This window comes from Paenibacillus sp. E222 (assembly GCF_013401555.1).
Taxonomy (GTDB): Bacteria; Bacillota; Bacilli; order Paenibacillales; family Paenibacillaceae; genus Paenibacillus.
The window spans coordinates 105,313-122,413 of record NZ_CP058552.1; the positions used below are offsets into that span (position 1 = coordinate 105,313).

Here is a 17,101-nt window from a genome sequence, read left to right on the forward strand (position 1 = left end):
CCCCTCACTGTCTGTATAATTTGGTGTGCTTGATTAATTGGTCAATTTCTTGCATACAAGGCATCTGTTCAATATCTCCTGCTTCAAAGCTGTCCAGGCGGGAGATTTCCAGCATCAATTGGTCGAGCTTCAAAAGAATTTCCTCATTGGTATGAAGCGAGCTTTTCACATAGCTCAGATAGTCGTTATATACTTTAGTCTTTTCCTGAAAGAGCTTCTGGGGAAGTGTTGCGGATTTGGACTTCATCAGGCTGGCGTACTCCGCTTCATCGAACACATTGAGTCGGTTAAGTACACTTCGGATGTTGAGGTATAACAGCTTCTCCACTTCGAGGGTGACCGAAGCAAATTTCTTGTAACTCAGTTCCCCCGGATCAAATCGCTGATTCAGCACGTTCAGGAGGGTTTCTTTCTTTTTCTTCATGCGACTTAGTTGAGATAATCCCAGTGTGATATCTTCCTCAAGCACTTTAATGCGTCGATAAAAGGATAACGCTTCCACATAATCATCATGGGTTTCGATATTTTTCACGGGCAAGACCACAGGCTGTTTGAACAACAAGGTGTAGCTTCCATAGAAGAGCGTCATCACGCTGCCGAACAGAAATGTCACCGAGAGCGCTGTCGTAAATGCTCCCCCGCCAAACTCCAGTCCGATGAATCCTGGTGAGAACAACAGAACATTCATGACCACAACGCCGAAGATTAGCCCCAGCAGTTTTATGTACTTTATCATGTAAATCATCAGACCTCCTTTCGCGCTATGTGTTGGAGCTTTATGTCGATATTTACCATTGGAACTTTATTTCATTGTACATGATGTTGCCGCATTCGGGTGGATTAATATGGATATTCATAATATACGTGGCTTGGGCTTATCCCATTTCATCTTTAGAGGGACAACGTGGATAAGATTTTGTAACCTTTGGGAAGCGAGCCTGGTACCCTTGAACAATCGGTGGCGGAAAAAGAAATGTTATCAGGTAATACGTGGAAATTTGCTGTGCGTGTCATTTTTTATATAGAGCTTGTTTGATACGATAAAAATCAAAAAACACCCCGACGCCCGGCGCCGGAGTGATGATGATGTTGTGTAATCTAATTCAGCTTGAATAAATTCCGAAGCGGAATTTCCAATTCCGGATATAACACCGATTGAATCGTTTCTTGCTCCGTGTACAGATGACGGTTCTGGTAACTGCCTTCTTCCAATGTGTACACATGAACGGTCTGATTGCCAGGGTCAACAATCCAGTATTCATTCACACCGTATTTCTGATACAGATTAAACTTCTCGTTAAAATCCTTTAGCGCAGTTGAAGGAGACAGCACTTCTATGATTAGAGACGGCGCACCTTGACAGCCGTTTTTGGTTATTTGGTCTTTGGAACAAACCACCGATAAATCCGGTTGGACAACATGATCAGGTACGTCATACTGCTCATTCTCACTGAAATACACGTCAAAGGGGGCAACAAATACGATACATTTCCGATTCTGAAAAAAAGTACGCAAGGAGAAGTGCAGCTCACCCACAATAAACTGGTGTAATGAGGTGGGTGCTGGAGACATATTGAATGCTTTGCCGTTAATTAACTCCCATGCCCCCTCCCAAGTTAACCAATCCTGAAAACTATAGATGCCTTTATTATCCGGTTTGGCCACACTTCCAACCTCCTCTTTTACCTAATCAGCATTTTGCTATTATTATACCACTGTGTTTTCCCATTTTCATATCATACCTCATTTTGCGAAAAGACGGTTTCCGGTTTACTCCGCGTTGTACGTACCTCCACCACTTTCCCGGCACAACCATTGTCGTCCAACGCCTGGAATGCAACCCGAACGCTGTCTTTACCTGACGTTACCTTCTCAGGGATGTCATAGGTAACGTAGAACACTTCACCAATCTTGTTCATATGAATCCACTGTTCTCCGACCACATGTCCATCGACGGCGATACTAAATATTCTCTCATGCCGTGTTCCTTCCCGTACAAAAGGAGAATGATCGCCGCCCCAGTATGCCACGCATACATAGTTCGGTGCAGAACCATCCACCGCCAGCTGGTAGCTGAAGTAAGACCCGCTGACACCAAAAGCTTCCCGCCACATATGCAGCTTGTTGCGGCTGTCTGTATAGGAACCGTTATGATGTTCTGCGCGGCAATTGCTATCCAGATGATGTCCAATCTCATCCTGCTGACCGTCAGGCTGCACCCTGTCGATGGTGATATCATTCAATTCCTTCTCCAGCGCATCCCCTTCATCGTTGAACGGCCAATAGACCGTATAGAACTCATGATGCACATCATAGAACGGAATTAGCTTCACCGGGTTACCGTCTGATGTGACATCCTTGCTGATCTCAAACGTCAACGTACTTGCGTCTATGACCTTGATCCACTCGTGCACATCCTCCTGCTCTGTCCATATAACAGGTACAGGTGCAGTTTTGGGGTTCAGTGCCGTTTCGTCCACAATGGTATCCTCAGGCAGCCCTTCGCTTCCCAGAGCCCCTGCCAGCACAATCGGGCCATACAGGAATGCCACCTTGTGAGCATCATCCCGGGACGTATATTGGTGGAGCGACATCGGCAGCGTGATGGTGATGACATCGCCAGCGGTCCATGTGCGCTCGATGTCGAGGTATCCGGGTTCCATCCGGGTATGCGGATGGGCCGTATCCCCGTTGACCGTTGCCGTCATTGGCTCCTGCAGCCAGGAGGGCACGCGTAGTCTAAGATTGGCCGAGGCGCTGCCTTCGGTGATCGTAAGGGTACCCTTTTCCGAATAAGGAAAGTTGGTTTCGAGCTTCAGCGATATGCCTTGGGATCTCCAGTCCAATTGGGAAGCGATATACAGATTGACATACAGATCCTGCTCATCCTCGAAATAGATGGCCTCCGCGTATTTGCCCGGATTCTCCATGCCAGATCCTGTACAGCACCACCAGGCGGTATCGTGAGTACCGTAGATTTTGTAGTGGCCTTGCAGCGTTGATGCAAAATACGTTTTGTTGCCTGTGTCCGGGTCCTGTGTGCCCAGGATGTGGTTGTAGATCGCATTTTCATAATAGTCCATGTAGGCACTGTCCGGATTCCAGGTGTAGAGCTGCTTCGTCAGATGCATCATGTTGTGGGTACAGCAGCTCTCTCCGGTTTTAATGCCGAGACTCTCCATGCCTTTCGCTTCATAATGCTCCGAAATGCTCGTAGCACCAAATACATAAGACCGATGATGAATCGTAGTGTCCCAGAAAAACTCCGCTGCTGTCCGGTAACTCTCGTGATGATGGTCCTGATTGTAGATTTCGGCTGCACCGATGACTTTCGGAATCTGCGTATTCGCATGTTTGCCCTGAAGATCGTCCTGCTTGTGTTCCAACGGTTCGAGGATTAATTGATGTGTGAATTTGTTGGCTATATCAAGGTATACGGACTTCCCGGTGATTCCATACAAGTGTGCAAACACTTCGTTCATACCGCCGTGTTCACATTGAAGCATGATCTGCATCTGTTCTTCGGTCATCGGGCTTAGACCGTCCACCGCCCAATCCGCAAACCGTGTTACCACCTCAAGGGCCTGCCCGTTGCCCGTTAGTTTGTAAGCGTCAATTAGTCCGCGATAGATTTTGTGTATGCTGTACCAAGGCACCCAGTATTCACCGATGTTAAAACCACCAATATGCTCTGCCCGAAATGCGATACGGAAAGCTTCTTCGGATAAGCCGCCGACATACCCGCTGCCCGTTGTCTGTTGAATGGATGCAAGCTCGCTGACGGCATAGTCCAGCGTTTGCTTTAACGTTTCATTACCTGTCGCCTGATAGGTCACTGCCAAGGCAGACAGATAGTGTCCAAGGGAATGCCCGCTAATCGAGCGTGCCTCCCAACCCGCGTATCGTTCCTTTTTCGCCGGTAACCCATGGGCCTCAAAACATGGTGCCAAAAAACGGTCAATGTCCAGTGATAACAAATACCGTTCTCCAACCTCCTGTGATGTTTGAAAGACGCCATTTAACAGCTCTACATGCTCAGGTCCCAGAAATCCCTTTTTGGTTTCAATCATTCTGCTCGCTCCTCCTCGGTATGTAGTGGATATTTAGAAGCACTTATATCATTGTACAAAGGGTAAAATCCGTGTTTAAATTCATATGTCCCTTGCGATCTTTCTTCATACAGTCCTTGAATATCCTCATATTATCAAATAAAATACAACTACATCAGACTCATAATCCAAGAAAAGGTGGAGAAATCCGTCCTATGCAAAAGCCATTGGAACATTACTTGTGCGGCAAATTCATAACCGAGGGCAATTGGAGCCATATGAAGCGCAGCATGCCTGTTCACGAGATCATTTTGATGCTGGAGGGCGAGATGTACATTGCGGAGGAGGAAGAGCAGTTTGTGGTTCGTGCCAATGATCTGCTGTTTCTGAGGGCTGGACGCACCCATTATGGCTATCAGGTTAGCGATGCTCCCGTCAGCTTTTATTGGGTTCATTATGATTCAAATGAGAAAGAGTTCGACCAGTATCCCACCCATGCGACTATTCAGGTTCCGTCCACCGCCAATCAGCTGTTCAAGCAGCTGCTGCATAGTTCATCGTTTTCGCCGGAAGAAGCAGACGCAGCATTGCTGCTGCTGCTCAAAGAACTGGAACGCAATACACAGGCGGGTTATCGACCGCACAATGCAATCGTTGACCACATCTGCAAGTGGGTGGATATTCATCTGCATACCGACATTACGGTGGGCAAGATTGCCGAGACTTTTAATTTTAACAAGGACTATATCTCCAAAATGGTGAAACGTGAGAAAGGCATTGGACTCAAAACCTATATCCTCACGGAACGGATTCGCCGGGCCAAGCAGATGCTGCTCAATACCAATGCCAGTGTGAAAGAAATTGCGGGGCAATGCGGTTTTTCGGATTACAAACTCTTCCTGCGCATGTTCAAACAATACGAAGGCAATACGCCCACCGAATATCGCAATAATTTGTATTCTACACAGCTCAATCGCCTATAATGAACCTTATACGTGCGAACCTTGGATGTGCTTGTGCGGATATAACCACTCATAGAATTTCATGAGTCATATATAGAAAATTTGAATGAATCCAGTACCATCAGGTGTGATACAATTCAAGTCAACTATATCTCTTATCAAACCAAGATCAAATCAGAAGGAGAACTTGAGATGACAACGGCAGTAACGATTCATCCCGCTACAGAAGCTGACCATGAAGAAATTGTACATATTCTCATTGAAAGTTACTCCGAGTACCGGGACACGTTCCAAACCCAGGAGCAATGGGAGCATTATTTGAAGGATATTCGGGAATCGCCGAGCAATCCTTATATCAAGCAATTATGGATTGCCAAAATAGATAATCAGATTGTTGGAACGGTCCAATTGTTTGAGACTGCACATAAGGCTTACCCGAACTTCGAGCTGCCTATTGATTATCCGTTTATTCGACTGTTGGGCGTTGATCCCAAGTGGAGAGGTCACGGTATTGCCAGAGAATTGCTTCAACAATGTGTTGAATCTGCCAAAGACATGGGCAAAAATACGGTGTATTTATATACGGGCGGCCAGATGGTCAACGCGATCCGATTATACGAGCGTTTCGGTTTTGTAGAAGACCCGGAATTCAGTTCCGAGAGTGGTGGAGGCAAAGCGATCTGCTACCGTTATGATTCATAATTCTCGCAAATGGTAATAAGTGTGGATAACAGAAAAAGGGATGTCCTAAGTCATTAATATGACGGAGGGTATCCCTTTTAGCGTTATTCTGAGCTAAAGAATCGGAATCGAGCCGCAAATGCGATTCGCTCCATTTCCTCACTATTAGCCGCCGATTTCTACCAGAATTTTCGCATGGCTCTTGTCGGTCATGAGCAGTTCAAGACCTTCCTGAACGATGTCGTCCAGCTTGATTTTTCTGGTGATCACCTGCTTCACATCAAGTGCTCCCTCAGCAATCAAAGAGATGACTTCAGGGAAGATATGACGGTAGGCCAGCGTTGCTGTCAGGTTCGCTTCCTTCACCAACAGGTCGAAGAAATTCACCTGAAGTGGATTCGGAATTGCTGCGATGACAACAACTTCTCCACCTTTTTTGATTACGGCTACGGCGCTGTCCATGGTTGGCTGCACACCTGCCGCTTCATATGCTACATCTATTCCGCCAGACTGCTGCAAAATCACCTCAGTGGCATTAACTTTGGCACTATTCACCGGAATGGCTCCCAGCTTGGCAGCCAGGTTCAGGCGTTCTTCAAATACATCAACTGCATAGATCGTGGAAGCTCCGGCAGCTTTGGCTGACAGGATCGTCAGGAGTCCAATCGGACCTGCACCATATACAGCAACCTTCTGACCTACTTTTAGTTTGCTATGGCGAACCGCATGAAAAGCTACCGCTGTAGGCTCAACCAGTGCGCCCTCTTCAAAGGAGACGTTGTCCGGCAATTTGTGCACCATATACGCCTCAACCACAACGTATTCAGCAAAACCTCCGTCACCGTTCAGTCCCACAAATCCGAACTCGGTGCATTGGTTATAACGCCCCTGAATACAGTACTCACACTGTCCGCAATGATACAGCGGTTCAACAACAACACGGTCTCCTACACTGATACCGTTTACATCACTTCCCAATTCACTGACGGTTCCAGCAAACTCATGACCAAGTGTCAGCGGTGCTTTCTGTCCTGAAAGCGGGTGGTTCTGCCCTTCCTGAATGCCTACGCCATGATGGTAAGCGTGCAAGTCACTACCGCAGATTCCTGCGTACTCCACTTTAATTTTCACTTGTCCTGAATGGGCTACCGGTATTTCCCGTTCTTCGACCCGGACATCTTTTTTGGCATACCATACTGCTGCTTTCATAAGATACATCCCCTTTGGTTTATCTTGTCTACCTGAGATTCAACTACTGTCTATTAATTATATCGCTGTTCACGTATTATTCATATTTATAGATACTAATGTTAATATTACTTGTACTAATGCTAAAACGGAGATGAAACCATGAATCTGGAACAGCTTGAATATGTCGTTGAAATTGCCAAAACCCAATCATTCTCGGCTGCCTCGGAGCACCTGCATGTCACTCAATCGGCGATCAGCCAATCTGTACATCGTCTTGAAAATGAGCTGGGTATGATCCTGTTCGAACGCTCGCGGCATGGGACGTTTCCCACTCCTGAGGGCAAACAGTTTATTGCCAAGGCACTCGATATTTTGCAGCGAATTGATGAATTGAAATCACTGAATGCCGAGACATCCTTGTTAACCGGAGACCTGCATGTTGCTACTTTTCCAAGTGTGATGCCTTACCTTGTACAGACGGCTGCAGATATGAAACGCGAGCACCCTCAATTGAATATTGCCATTGAAGAGAAAGGTTCCATGGAAATTATCGAGGACATCCGTAACAACAGAACCCACCTGGGTTTCATCGCCATCTACGCCAAACAATTGCGGGAATTCGACGGACTGCATTTCAGTCCCATGTATTCAGGCAAACTGGTTGTGTGCACTCATCACCAATCCGAACTAGCCAAGCTTAACCGTGTTACTCCCGAACAATTAAAAGAACATAAGCTTGCTCTGTATCGTGATGGATTTATCGAAGATTTCCTGCAGGAGTTCACGTATGATTATGGCCCTCTGTCCATCCTGTTCAAAACGAACAACTCGGAAGCGATTAGCACCGTTCTAAGAAACAATATTGCTGCCACCATTGGTCATGACTTCTCCTTCCACCAACATCCGCTATGGAAAGAAGGTATTGCGAAAATGGTTGAGATCGCCTCGATCGACCAGCCTAAAATGCAAATCGGCTTCGTACAGACCGAGTCCAAGGAGGTTGCTGTATCTGCTGAGCGATTTGCCCAACGCTTCAGACAGGCGATTGAGCTGGATCAGTTATAATGGCAGAGTCTAAGTCATCATCGGGGTGTCAAAAAAACACTCCGGTGCTTGCACCAGAGTGTTCCACATTTGATGATAAGGATTCAACTTACTGCTTCCTGCTTACTTCCTTTATACCTTTACTTTTCTTACCGCTTCGCTCAACTCAATCGTTTGCTGTCTTAGCAGGGTGGACGTCTGTGCCACCTTCTGGAACATGCTCGACTGCTCCCCTGTCAAACGATAAATGTCATCCGAATGATCTGAAACGCCGGATGAAATTTGCGAGATCGTATTGACCGATGCTGCCGCTTCCTCGGAACCCGCCGATATCTCCTCCGCTGCTGCGGATACCTCCTGGATACGATGTGTTACCACACGAAAAGCCTCAACCATATGCGTGAAGGCAAGCTCTGCTTCTGCTGTGCTCGTTACTCCCTGGCCGATCTCTTGCGAGGTAATATCCATCTGTGATCCGATGTTCTGGGACTCCTGCTGAATGCCGAGCAACAAATCCGATATCGTCTGCACGGATGTGCTTGATGCCTCCGCCAACTTCCGCACTTCATTCGCCACAACGGCAAATCCCTTCCCGTGCTCTCCTGCATGAGCGGCTTCAATCGAAGCATTCAGTGCCAGCAGCTTGGTCTGACTCGCAAAATCCTGCACCGTATGAAGCGCACCGCCAATCTGCTTCGAGAAGTCGTTAAGCACTCGGACCATGGCTACAACTTCAGCAGATACAGCCGAAATGCTCTCCATCTGTTTCTTCATTTGCGTCATGCTCTGCTTACCCGATTGTGCCATAGCAAGCGCAGTTGTTGCAGCGTCGGACACGGCTGTAGATGACTCTGAAATATCGGTAATCCCTTTAGCGATTTCTTCCATCGCATTGGCGCTGTCGCTAGCACCTTGCTTCTGGGTGTGTGCTCCCTGTCTGATCTGCTGCACGGACTGGTCAACACTCTTATTCATCTCAAGCATGTCTTCTGCATCACGATTGAATTGCTCCGTTGATTCCGCGAGAATACCGGTGGTTACCGAGACACCCGCGACCATGTCACCGATCATTTGATTTAAGTCCCCGGACATATGAATCATCGCCTTGAATGTGCTGCCAATCTCATCCTCACTTTGCAGCCGATACGCGGTCAGGATTCGGTTGGCTTCCGCCAGTTCACCTTGCGCCATTTGTTCGACGCTTGCCTTCAGCGGTTTCAGCGGTCGCAGGCCTCTTACGATGAACCACAATACAACCGCGATGCCTGCAAGCGTAATGAATAACAACAGGGCATACAACGGAATGCTGGATTTCATAATATCTGACTCAATACTTCCAATGACCGACACAGCTGTATCGATTCCTATCACACCCGTTAAGGCTCCATTACTGTCCAAAATCGGAGCGTATGAGGAAATATATTCGCCATATTCCTCATTATGAATGATCGGAGAACTGGCCGTTTTCCCTTGCAGAAGCTTTTGGACTGCATCACCTGGGATATCCGTCACTTCATTGATCGGTGATGCTTTATCCGCATCTTTCATGCCGTCCACCATAATGAGGGGCGTGCCTGAATCGTCTATTTTTACAAAATACACATACATCGCCCCGATGCTCACACGAAAATCATCCAGCTCATCACGAATCTTCAAGAACACGTCATTTTCTTTGGGATCTTGGGCAAATTCCACATACGGTCCTGTATCCAGCTGTTTCACATAACTCTCGGCAATTTGAATATTGTAACTCGATATGGCCTCCTGCGCGGCAAGCTTCATATTCGCCAGCTGAAGCAGCATGCTTCCCGCAGATATAATCATAATGACCAATGTAACCATGGCAACAATGCGAACAACCAAACGTTTCTTGAAAAAACCGACCATCCAATCCTCTTCCTCTCACGCCTGTATGTAAGCCTTTTCGACTACGCCCTACCCAAAAACTACATGCTCGAAGCACTATGTAATGTGAAAATAGTATATGAAGTTGTCGAATTAGGCAAGAAAATATTGGGACGGAATTGGAACGCTATCATGAATGTGTTAGCTACTTTAAAAGCACTTTACAAAAACACCGTCAGCTCTTAACTGACGATGTTTTGAACTACAATTTACCGTTAACTCAAGCTTAAAATCGGTCTACCACTGCCCCCAAAGTTACACCTCTCACATAAGGCTGTCCACTTAACATTTGAAGTTCTTTTGCTGTTCCTGTAACCACTACTCCAAAAATACGAATATCACTCTCATTAGGTTTGGCCTTGTCTTTTTTTAAATAATTGTATATTCGGTTGAACTCATACTGATAATGTCCTTTCAGTTGAACTCCCTGTTCCAAGGCTTCCAAAAATGTTTTCTCGCTCACTTCGCTTGAATCGGGGTCCGAGTTCCCAAACCCTTTCACCCAATCTTCCGGGTCCGGTATTGCGTAACTCTTATTCCCATTGCCATCGATGTACGGATCATAAAATGTTTTATTATCATAAGTATCCACCCAATACCACGTCTGGGTTAACTCATGAGGAAGCAGCTGCTTCACTTCATTTAAAGAGTAATCTTTGTCAAAGGATACTGCCATTTCTACAAGCTTATCTTGATCCAATTCATGAACTAATGGAAGATCATTCAGAATTTTGTCATTATAATTTACTTTCGGAATGTAAAATAACATTTCTCTCTGCCCATTTAATCCATTGTAGCTACGTGTATACTTATAGCCTTGTTTTTTCATGTTCTCATCCTGCAACGAAACAGATTGTGACGTATATCCCCCAAAGGAAACAAAATTAATAAAGGGAAACACTTGATAATTGATTTTTTTATCTGCCCAAGGGATGGGTACGCCCTCTATCACTTTAACTGTATAATACTGAAAGGAGCCGTTCAGGAAACCGCTGTAATTGACCTGTCCTATCTGCTTTTCATCAGGTCCGCTAATAAGGCTCATGATCCGCTCGCTATGGTCTGCACGATTGTAACTCCAGCTTGTCAAATAATGATTGCCCAGCAGTACTCCAAAAAATGCGATTAAAGACACAAGTAAGGAAATGACAACTGTGCGAATTGTTGATACCCGCTTTGCTTTCTTAACCATCTTGCTTATATTCACTGAATCTCCCTCTTTGTGCTGTCTTTTCAATTGACCTCACTCCCATACCTTTTTTTGAACTGCTGTCTAGCCTGATATAATGACGCTTTGACGTGTTCCATCCGAATTCCCATTAAATTCGCTATTTCTTGATACGAAAGATCCATCTCATATTTCATAATTAGAAGTTGCTTATGCAGCGGAGTAAGCTGAGTGAGAACAGCCTCCACTTCCTCTTTCTTTTCCTGTTGTAGCAGAGCATCTTCAGGCAGTTTAGAATCCGGTATTTCCACAGTGTCGATTGGAACCATAGTCCATTTCTTTCGACGGCAAAGATCATAATAGCTGTTAATAGCTACTTTATACATCCATGCACTTAACTTCCCGTTTTCTATTGAGTCTATGTATAAAAAAGCTTTATACACGGTCTCCTGCAAGATATCCTCTGCATCGGCTGGACAAGCACCAAGTCTAATCAAATAATGCCGGATTTCATTCAGCTTTGGCTGTAGCAATTCATTAATCTGTCCGGCGTCCATGTTTCACCGCCTTTCACAGGTATAACGGACAGAAGTCGGAAATGTTAAAAGTTCAAAGAATTTTTTTTAAAAATTTAGGCATTTCGCCTACTACTTTCAGAACACTATTATTGCTGTATTAGCTTATTTTCGTAGAATTATATTCATGTTTTTTTCGATGAAACAGTTACAAAGTTATAAAATTTAAGCATTTCTGAGCAAAAAAAGATAGTGAGAAATCTTTTTACGAATATTACATGGGTTAAATGTATTAATGGTTGAATAATGGTTCATTCGACACTATGTAACCCTACAAAAAAAGAACCTTCAAAGGCTCTGAGCCAAAAAAGGTTCAAACAACTCTATTCTTTCAAAAATTCTACACTAATTCGGTCAACTTGGAATTCTACCACTTTGTCAGTCCCTATTAAAACTTTTCTTTCTCAAAAAAACACCCCAGCGTGAACGCTGAGATGTCTTGTTACTGCGTAGCTATTATGATTCTTCTACAAACACTAAACTTCTTGCCCATGGTTCTTCCTGAATCGAATCAGAGACCAGAGGATCAGTAACACGAGTACAGTTAGACAGATGCTGATGCTAAAACGGTTGCCTTCATCAAATACGAACATGACTGCAATCACGCCAAGACAGAGCACAGCAGCTCCAGTTACGTAAGGAAATCCCCAGACCTTAAATGTCGGCTGTACCGGATACCTCTTGCGCAGCTTCAGCTGTGAGGTGGCAATACAGATCCACACGAGCATCACGACAAACCCCGGAACCGCCAGCAGCACGCGGAAGAGCTGGTCTTGTGCGAACAGCCCCAGCATGGAGCCCCAAGCAGAATCACAGCACATACCAGCAGTGTATTTACCGGACTGCCGTTGCGATTCGTTTGTGATAATGCCTTGGGAGCTTCACCACCTACCGCCATGGAATGCATCATACGGGATGCGCCGTAAATGCCCGAATTCGCAGCAGACAGCACAGCGGTTACCAAAATAAAGTTCATAATATGAGCGGCTCCGGGTAGTCCCGTGGAGGCAAGCACCTGTACAAACGGACTGCTCTCCGGTCCAATTTCATTCCACGGAATGAGTCCACAGATGATGAGAATCGGCAGCGTGAAAAATAAAATAATTCTCAGCATAAAGTTGCCCACAATCTTAGGCATCACCTTGTCCGCATTTTCCGTCTCCGTTAAGGTGAGTCCAATCAGCTCCGATCCTCCATACGAGAACATCACGACCAATAATGCCGAGAAGACCGATGACCATCCATTAGGGAAGAAACCGCCTGCTTGCGTGTAATTATGCAGATAAGGCGTGTTGTCACTTGGAATGATTCCGAAGATCAGACCAGCACCAAGGATAATAAAAATAATAATCATGGCGATTTTAATGCCCGCCAGCCAAAATTCAAATTCCCCAAATACGCCCACACTCAACAGATTAATCAGTATAATAAACACCGCACATGCCAAGCTCAGCATCCACAGCGGCACTTCCGTGAACCAATACTGCAAAAAGCTCCCTGCTGCAATCACCTCAATTACACATACCGATAACCAGAGGAAACAATACATCCATCCCATGATAAAGGAGACTCTGCTGCCGAACGCTTCCTGCACAAAGTCTTTCATATTTTTGTTCTTGTATACCGTAGCCATCTCCGCCATCGCAGCCATGACAACCAGTAACAATAATCCTGCAAAAATGTACGTTACAATGACGCCTGGACCTGCAATTCCAATCGTTTCGGCGCTTCCTTTGAAAATGCCGGTTCCAATGACACCGCCCATAGCCATAAAGCTAATATGCCTTGGTTTGAGTTTCTTCTGCAATGTTCCTTCTGTCTGAGCCAATTCAAATCCTCCTGATGTAAAAAACGTCTATAATCTTCTGTTATGTTTTCTAAAACATAACTTCCAGTATACCCTATTGTTCATGGATCAGCCCAGCAGTTCCTTAGGGCCAATTCATCCCAAACCGTCGCTGACATAACCTATGTTTAATACCCCACAATGATACATGGCAAACTGTATGCAATCCCATTTGTTCATTTGAATACATTCTACTCTTCTTGCGATCTCCCATATGTATGATTTGTTGCAATCCACCACTTCGGACAACAATCATTAGACGCAAAAAACCAGCGTTCTGTCTGCAACAGAATGCCGGTTTCCTGTGTTCCTGCTATGTTGTTTTGCCTATCATGTAATTTATAATTCCTTCGTCATAAAAGCGCTGTTCGGGTCCAAACTATAATCTGCAAATGGCTCACAGTATACAAACCCAAAGTCTTCATACAGTTTCCGCGCCGGAATAAAAGAATCCATCGAGCCTGTCTCCAAACTGATCCGTTTATATCCCCGATCCTTGGCAACCTCGATAATATGGGCAAGGATTTTTCTCGCTACGCCTTTTCTCAGGTGAGCCGATGCTGTACGCATCGATTTCAATTCTGCATGCTCCGAATTCAATTCCTTCATGGCGCCGCAGCCCAGCAACTCCTCCGCTTCCCATGCGCACCAGAAGGTAATCTCAGGTTTCTTTAACCCCTCCAGATCCAGAGCGTGAATGCTTTCCGGCGGCGAGTCTGCTGCCATGCCCTGCAAATGTTCTGCAATTAATCCAATGACCTGATGACCGCTCAAATCGTCTACTTTGATCTCCATATCTACCACTCCTGCCGACATTTTGTTGTGTGTTATATCAATGAATACATGTCTATTATTTATATAGTACTACCATGACAGGTTTTCTGACAACAACTTCAAAAACACAAACGAAATGTCTATTGTGATACCCTTAAATTTCCATTATAGTGAGGCTATCTGAAACCAAAAGGAGCGAAGAATATTGCGTAGCAGCCATATAGCTAAATTGATATTTACTCGAAAACGGAGAGGACAGAAATAACCTGAAGAAGCGGAGCGTTCGCCTTTATCCCCGGATTTTCCCCTTTGAAAAAGGAATTCAAAAAATCTGGGGATAACAGCGATCGGAAGGTTGTTCTGTCATCGGAGTGGCATGTGTAAATATCTTTTTTAGTTCAATTTATATAGCTAATTGTCGTGCTAGGTGAAGCGAACTTAATTTGTGAATAGGAGATCATCATGACACTATCGACTGAAAATCTGTTTTATAGCAAACGATTGAAAATGACCCCGCCCCGTGCTGAAGACGTGCAAACCATGCTGCAATGGAATGAAGATCCCGAATATTTGCGAAATGTGGACACGGATATTGCCATTCCTTATTCGGAAAAGCAGCTTGAAGATGAAGGCGAGACGAAGGACAAGGAAGTTTACTTCCGGCTTCGAACGCTTGAGGATGAACAACTGATCGGATTCGTTGTCATTCACAGTATTGAATGGAACAACCGCTGCGGACAGCTTGCCATTGGCATTGGACTCGCACAGCATCGCAACAAGGGGTACGGAACGGAAGCGTTGAATCTTATTTTGCGGTATGCCTTCCATGAATTGAATCTGGACCGGGTAGGTCTGGATGTCATCGCCTATAATGCCAAGGGCATCCGAGCCTATGAGAAGGTCGGCTTTCAGTTGGAAGGTCGGGCTAGATCAGCCGTGTATCGTGATGGAAAACGCTATGATCGCTTATGGATGGGAATTCTAAGACCGGAATGGGAAGCACACAATCAGATCAAATTGGAGGGTGGACAAGCATGAATAGGAATGAGGAAGTCACTGAATTTATCGAACAGATCACGGTACCATGGCAAGTCCAGGTTGCAAGTAAACTGCGGGAGTTGGTACATGAGTCCATCCCTGAAGTAGAGGAACGTGTGCAGTACAAAAAACCTCATTTCCTGAAAAACGGTAAATATACGGCGGTCATCTCTCCTTCCAAGCCGGCTGTATCCTTCACGATCTTCAATGCAACCGGACTTGATCTGCCAGATGGGATATTTGAAGGCCCTGCGGAACGCAAAACCATCAAGATCAAGGAAAAAGATACGCCGGACTATGAGTGGCTCGCTGGCCTTCTGACACAGGCATCGGCAGAACTCTAAGCTGGTATCGAGGATATAACATGTCATAGATTTTTCTAACCGACTATAGCAACTATTAAAAAGGCCAACCAGCATATCTGGTTGACCTGATCATACGAAGGGGCTTCCTATACTGTTGAACACATATAGGATCGCCCCTTTTGGGTGTGCAGCATTTATTACAATTTAAATCGCATCTATGCAATAACAGATCATTAGAGTTCCCTCATCAGGATTGTTGATAAGATACCGCAGTCATCTGACACGGCTCGCAAATGAACATGTAATACATGCCATCCCCGTATTCCTCAACCTCGCTCCAGTCTATTTGTCCAACGGCCCGCATCCTAGAAGAGCAGCATGGACAGTTCGGGTACTCCGCGTCCTGAACCCATCCGGGATGGCCCCCAATCTGGGAAGCAGAAGGCTCCATCGCCCACTCACTGGCATGGAACGCATGACGTGGTGTGGTCGCAATCCGAAACTGCTGCCCTGCATCCGCTGCAAGCTGAACATCGTCGTCCGGGTCAAGATTATCCGCTCCCATCGGCATCACATTATGCGCACTCCAGCACGGTTCACCTGCTGAATCCATCTCCATATAAACGACGCCATAACAACTACAACTAATGCAAGTCTGCACTTGAAGTCGTTCACTGTTCCAAGCAACGTCCTGCAGTGCTGGATGCCGTACATCCAAATCCATTAAGGTCGTTAACTGACTGCCACACCACTCACAGGTATCGGCACTGGTCAGCAGCATGGAGATGGGATCGCCAATTGATGGGTCGTCTGCCCCTTCATTCCCTTTTACTTTATAGAGTGAATAACTTGGGGTGATGAATAAATCCCTGCGCTGACCTTCATTCGTTAACTCCCAACCGGCTTCGGTTGTATAGTACTCTGGTGCAACATGCAGCTGATCTGCCCAATGAGGTGGCAACTGCCTCCATTGCTGGAACTGACGTACGACCACTTCATCTCCAATATAGGCGAGCATGAGCAACAGGTTATTCCGATTCTCATCATCGGTGTTCACCCGCTGCAAAAGTTGATCACGTACTTCGGGCGAGGCACTCTTATACAAAATGGCAGGGTAGTCAATTTCATGCTCCAGCAGCTCAGGAATCTGTGCAGACAACGAGGTATCATGGTAACAGACCAGATATACCAATATATCTTTACCTGTATCATCATCCCCTGAACGAATCAGCTGCATCGCATACTCAATCATGAGGGCTTGCTGCTCCGCAGACAAGGACAGATATACTTCTTCTTTGGAATGATCGTATGCCACATAACGGATTAGCGGATCATGAACCTGGCGTGTATGCATAACTTTCAAAATCTCCACAGGGTCCGTCATTCCCTCATACAAGTTCACGTCGCGCCGATTGGCTTCAATGTATCTTTGACGTGCCTCACGTTCCATCTCCTGCTTGCAAGGCATACAGTACCCACCTGTTCGGGCAGCCGTTGCTGGCAAAATCGTATTTGGGCACCCCTCTCGTATGCACGGAATGCGTTCTGTCATCCGTTGGCACC

14 protein-coding genes and 1 pseudogene are annotated in these 17,101 nt (G+C 45.8%); 5 read left to right on the forward strand and 10 right to left on the reverse strand.

Annotated features, from left to right (window positions below):
* Nucleotides 1-4 precede the first annotated feature (4 nt).
* From HW560_RS00475 to HW560_RS00485, 3 genes are all read right to left on the reverse strand, one after another.
* Nucleotides 5-736, reverse strand: a complete 732-nt coding sequence (locus HW560_RS00475; protein ID WP_256221899.1) for a hypothetical protein — start codon at nucleotides 734-736, stop codon at nucleotides 5-7.
* A 362-nt stretch (nucleotides 737-1,098) separates the two neighbouring features.
* Nucleotides 1,099-1,665 (reverse strand): Uma2 family endonuclease, encoded by a 567-nt coding sequence (locus HW560_RS00480; RefSeq protein WP_179261462.1) that lies wholly within the window; start codon nucleotides 1,663-1,665, stop codon nucleotides 1,099-1,101.
* A gap of 71 nt (nucleotides 1,666-1,736) precedes the next feature.
* Nucleotides 1,737-4,070, reverse strand: a complete 2,334-nt coding sequence (locus HW560_RS00485) for a glycoside hydrolase family 127 protein (RefSeq protein ID WP_179261464.1) — start codon at nucleotides 4,068-4,070, stop codon at nucleotides 1,737-1,739.
* Nucleotides 4,071-4,264: 194 nt separating this feature from the next.
* On the opposite strand from HW560_RS00485, the gene HW560_RS00490 reads away from it, so the two are divergent.
* Together HW560_RS00490 and HW560_RS00495 are read left to right on the forward strand one after the other, a co-directional pair.
* Nucleotides 4,265-5,032 carry an AraC family transcriptional regulator gene (locus tag HW560_RS00490; protein ID WP_179261466.1) on the forward strand — a complete coding sequence of 256 codons (768 nt, stop codon included), beginning with the start codon at nucleotides 4,265-4,267 and terminating at the stop codon, nucleotides 5,030-5,032.
* A 171-nt stretch (nucleotides 5,033-5,203) separates the two neighbouring features.
* Nucleotides 5,204-5,713: a GNAT family N-acetyltransferase gene (locus tag HW560_RS00495; RefSeq protein ID WP_064640524.1), complete on the forward strand. Its 510-nt coding sequence runs from the start codon at nucleotides 5,204-5,206 to the stop codon at nucleotides 5,711-5,713.
* A 144-nt stretch (nucleotides 5,714-5,857) separates the two neighbouring features.
* On the opposite strand, the gene HW560_RS00500 is transcribed toward HW560_RS00495, so the two are convergent.
* Nucleotides 5,858-6,901: a 2,3-butanediol dehydrogenase gene (locus HW560_RS00500; RefSeq protein ID WP_179261468.1), complete on the reverse strand. Its 1,044-nt coding sequence runs from the start codon at nucleotides 6,899-6,901 to the stop codon at nucleotides 5,858-5,860.
* A 141-nt stretch (nucleotides 6,902-7,042) separates the two neighbouring features.
* Between HW560_RS00500 and HW560_RS00505 the strand changes: the two genes are divergently transcribed.
* Nucleotides 7,043-7,948 (forward strand): LysR family transcriptional regulator, encoded by a 906-nt coding sequence (locus HW560_RS00505; protein WP_090893533.1) that lies wholly within the window; start codon nucleotides 7,043-7,045, stop codon nucleotides 7,946-7,948.
* Nucleotides 7,949-8,059: 111 nt separating this feature from the next.
* On the opposite strand, the gene HW560_RS00510 is transcribed toward HW560_RS00505, so the two are convergent.
* The 5 genes and pseudogenes from HW560_RS00510 to HW560_RS00530 form a co-directional block, all read right to left on the reverse strand.
* On the reverse strand, nucleotides 8,060-9,814 hold the full coding sequence (locus tag HW560_RS00510; RefSeq protein WP_179261470.1) for a methyl-accepting chemotaxis protein: 1,755 nt from the start codon (nucleotides 9,812-9,814) through the stop codon (nucleotides 8,060-8,062).
* Between the two features lie 244 nt (nucleotides 9,815-10,058).
* Nucleotides 10,059-11,039, reverse strand: coding sequence for an anti-sigma factor (locus HW560_RS00515; protein WP_179261472.1), 981 nt, complete (start codon nucleotides 11,037-11,039; stop codon nucleotides 10,059-10,061).
* Between the two features lie 26 nt (nucleotides 11,040-11,065).
* Nucleotides 11,066-11,557, reverse strand: coding sequence for an RNA polymerase sigma factor (locus HW560_RS00520; RefSeq protein ID WP_179261474.1), 492 nt, complete (start codon nucleotides 11,555-11,557; stop codon nucleotides 11,066-11,068).
* Nucleotides 11,558-12,051: 494 nt separating this feature from the next.
* Nucleotides 12,052-13,346: pseudogene (locus tag HW560_RS00525) on the reverse strand (amino acid permease).
* 414 nt (nucleotides 13,347-13,760) lie between these two features.
* Nucleotides 13,761-14,216 carry a GNAT family N-acetyltransferase gene (locus HW560_RS00530; protein WP_090893526.1) on the reverse strand — a complete coding sequence of 152 codons (456 nt, stop codon included), beginning with the start codon at nucleotides 14,214-14,216 and terminating at the stop codon, nucleotides 13,761-13,763.
* Nucleotides 14,217-14,657: 441 nt separating this feature from the next.
* On the opposite strand from HW560_RS00530, the gene HW560_RS00535 reads away from it, so the two are divergent.
* Both HW560_RS00535 and HW560_RS00540 read left to right on the forward strand, forming a co-directional pair.
* Nucleotides 14,658-15,233 carry a GNAT family N-acetyltransferase gene (locus HW560_RS00535; protein WP_177185617.1) on the forward strand — a complete coding sequence of 192 codons (576 nt, stop codon included), beginning with the start codon at nucleotides 14,658-14,660 and terminating at the stop codon, nucleotides 15,231-15,233.
* A complete protein-coding gene (locus HW560_RS00540; protein ID WP_179261476.1) occupies nucleotides 15,230-15,577 on the forward strand; it encodes a DUF1801 domain-containing protein in 348 nt (115 codons plus the stop codon). Before HW560_RS00535 ends, HW560_RS00540 begins: the two co-directional genes overlap by 4 nt.
* Before the next feature lie 208 nt (nucleotides 15,578-15,785).
* On the opposite strand, the gene HW560_RS00545 is transcribed toward HW560_RS00540, so the two are convergent.
* Nucleotides 15,786-17,090 (reverse strand): DUF1963 domain-containing protein, encoded by a 1,305-nt coding sequence (locus HW560_RS00545; protein ID WP_179261478.1) that lies wholly within the window; start codon nucleotides 17,088-17,090, stop codon nucleotides 15,786-15,788.
* Nucleotides 17,091-17,101 lie beyond the last annotated feature (11 nt).

Coding starts and splice junctions, on each gene's coding strand:
- HW560_RS00475 (WP_256221899.1), bottom strand. CDS start 736: ATGATAAAGTACATAAAACTGCTGGGGCTAATCTTCGGCGTTGTGGTC.
- HW560_RS00485 (WP_179261464.1), bottom strand. CDS start 4,070: ATGATTGAAACCAAAAAGGGATTTCTGGGACCTGAGCATGTAGAGCTG.
- HW560_RS00490 (WP_179261466.1), top strand. CDS start 4,265: ATGCAAAAGCCATTGGAACATTACTTGTGCGGCAAATTCATAACCGAG.
- HW560_RS00495 (WP_064640524.1), top strand. CDS start 5,204: ATGACAACGGCAGTAACGATTCATCCCGCTACAGAAGCTGACCATGAA.
- HW560_RS00500 (WP_179261468.1), bottom strand. CDS start 6,901: ATGAAAGCAGCAGTATGGTATGCCAAAAAAGATGTCCGGGTCGAAGAA.
- HW560_RS00505 (WP_090893533.1), top strand. CDS start 7,043: ATGAATCTGGAACAGCTTGAATATGTCGTTGAAATTGCCAAAACCCAA.
- HW560_RS00510 (WP_179261470.1), bottom strand. CDS start 9,814: ATGGTCGGTTTTTTCAAGAAACGTTTGGTTGTTCGCATTGTTGCCATG.
- HW560_RS00520 (WP_179261474.1), bottom strand. CDS start 11,557: ATGGACGCCGGACAGATTAATGAATTGCTACAGCCAAAGCTGAATGAA.
- HW560_RS00530 (WP_090893526.1), bottom strand. CDS start 14,216: ATGGAGATCAAAGTAGACGATTTGAGCGGTCATCAGGTCATTGGATTA.
- HW560_RS00535 (WP_177185617.1), top strand. CDS start 14,658: ATGACACTATCGACTGAAAATCTGTTTTATAGCAAACGATTGAAAATG.
- HW560_RS00540 (WP_179261476.1), top strand. CDS start 15,230: ATGAATAGGAATGAGGAAGTCACTGAATTTATCGAACAGATCACGGTA.
- HW560_RS00545 (WP_179261478.1), bottom strand. CDS start 17,090: ATGACAGAACGCATTCCGTGCATACGAGAGGGGTGCCCAAATACGATT.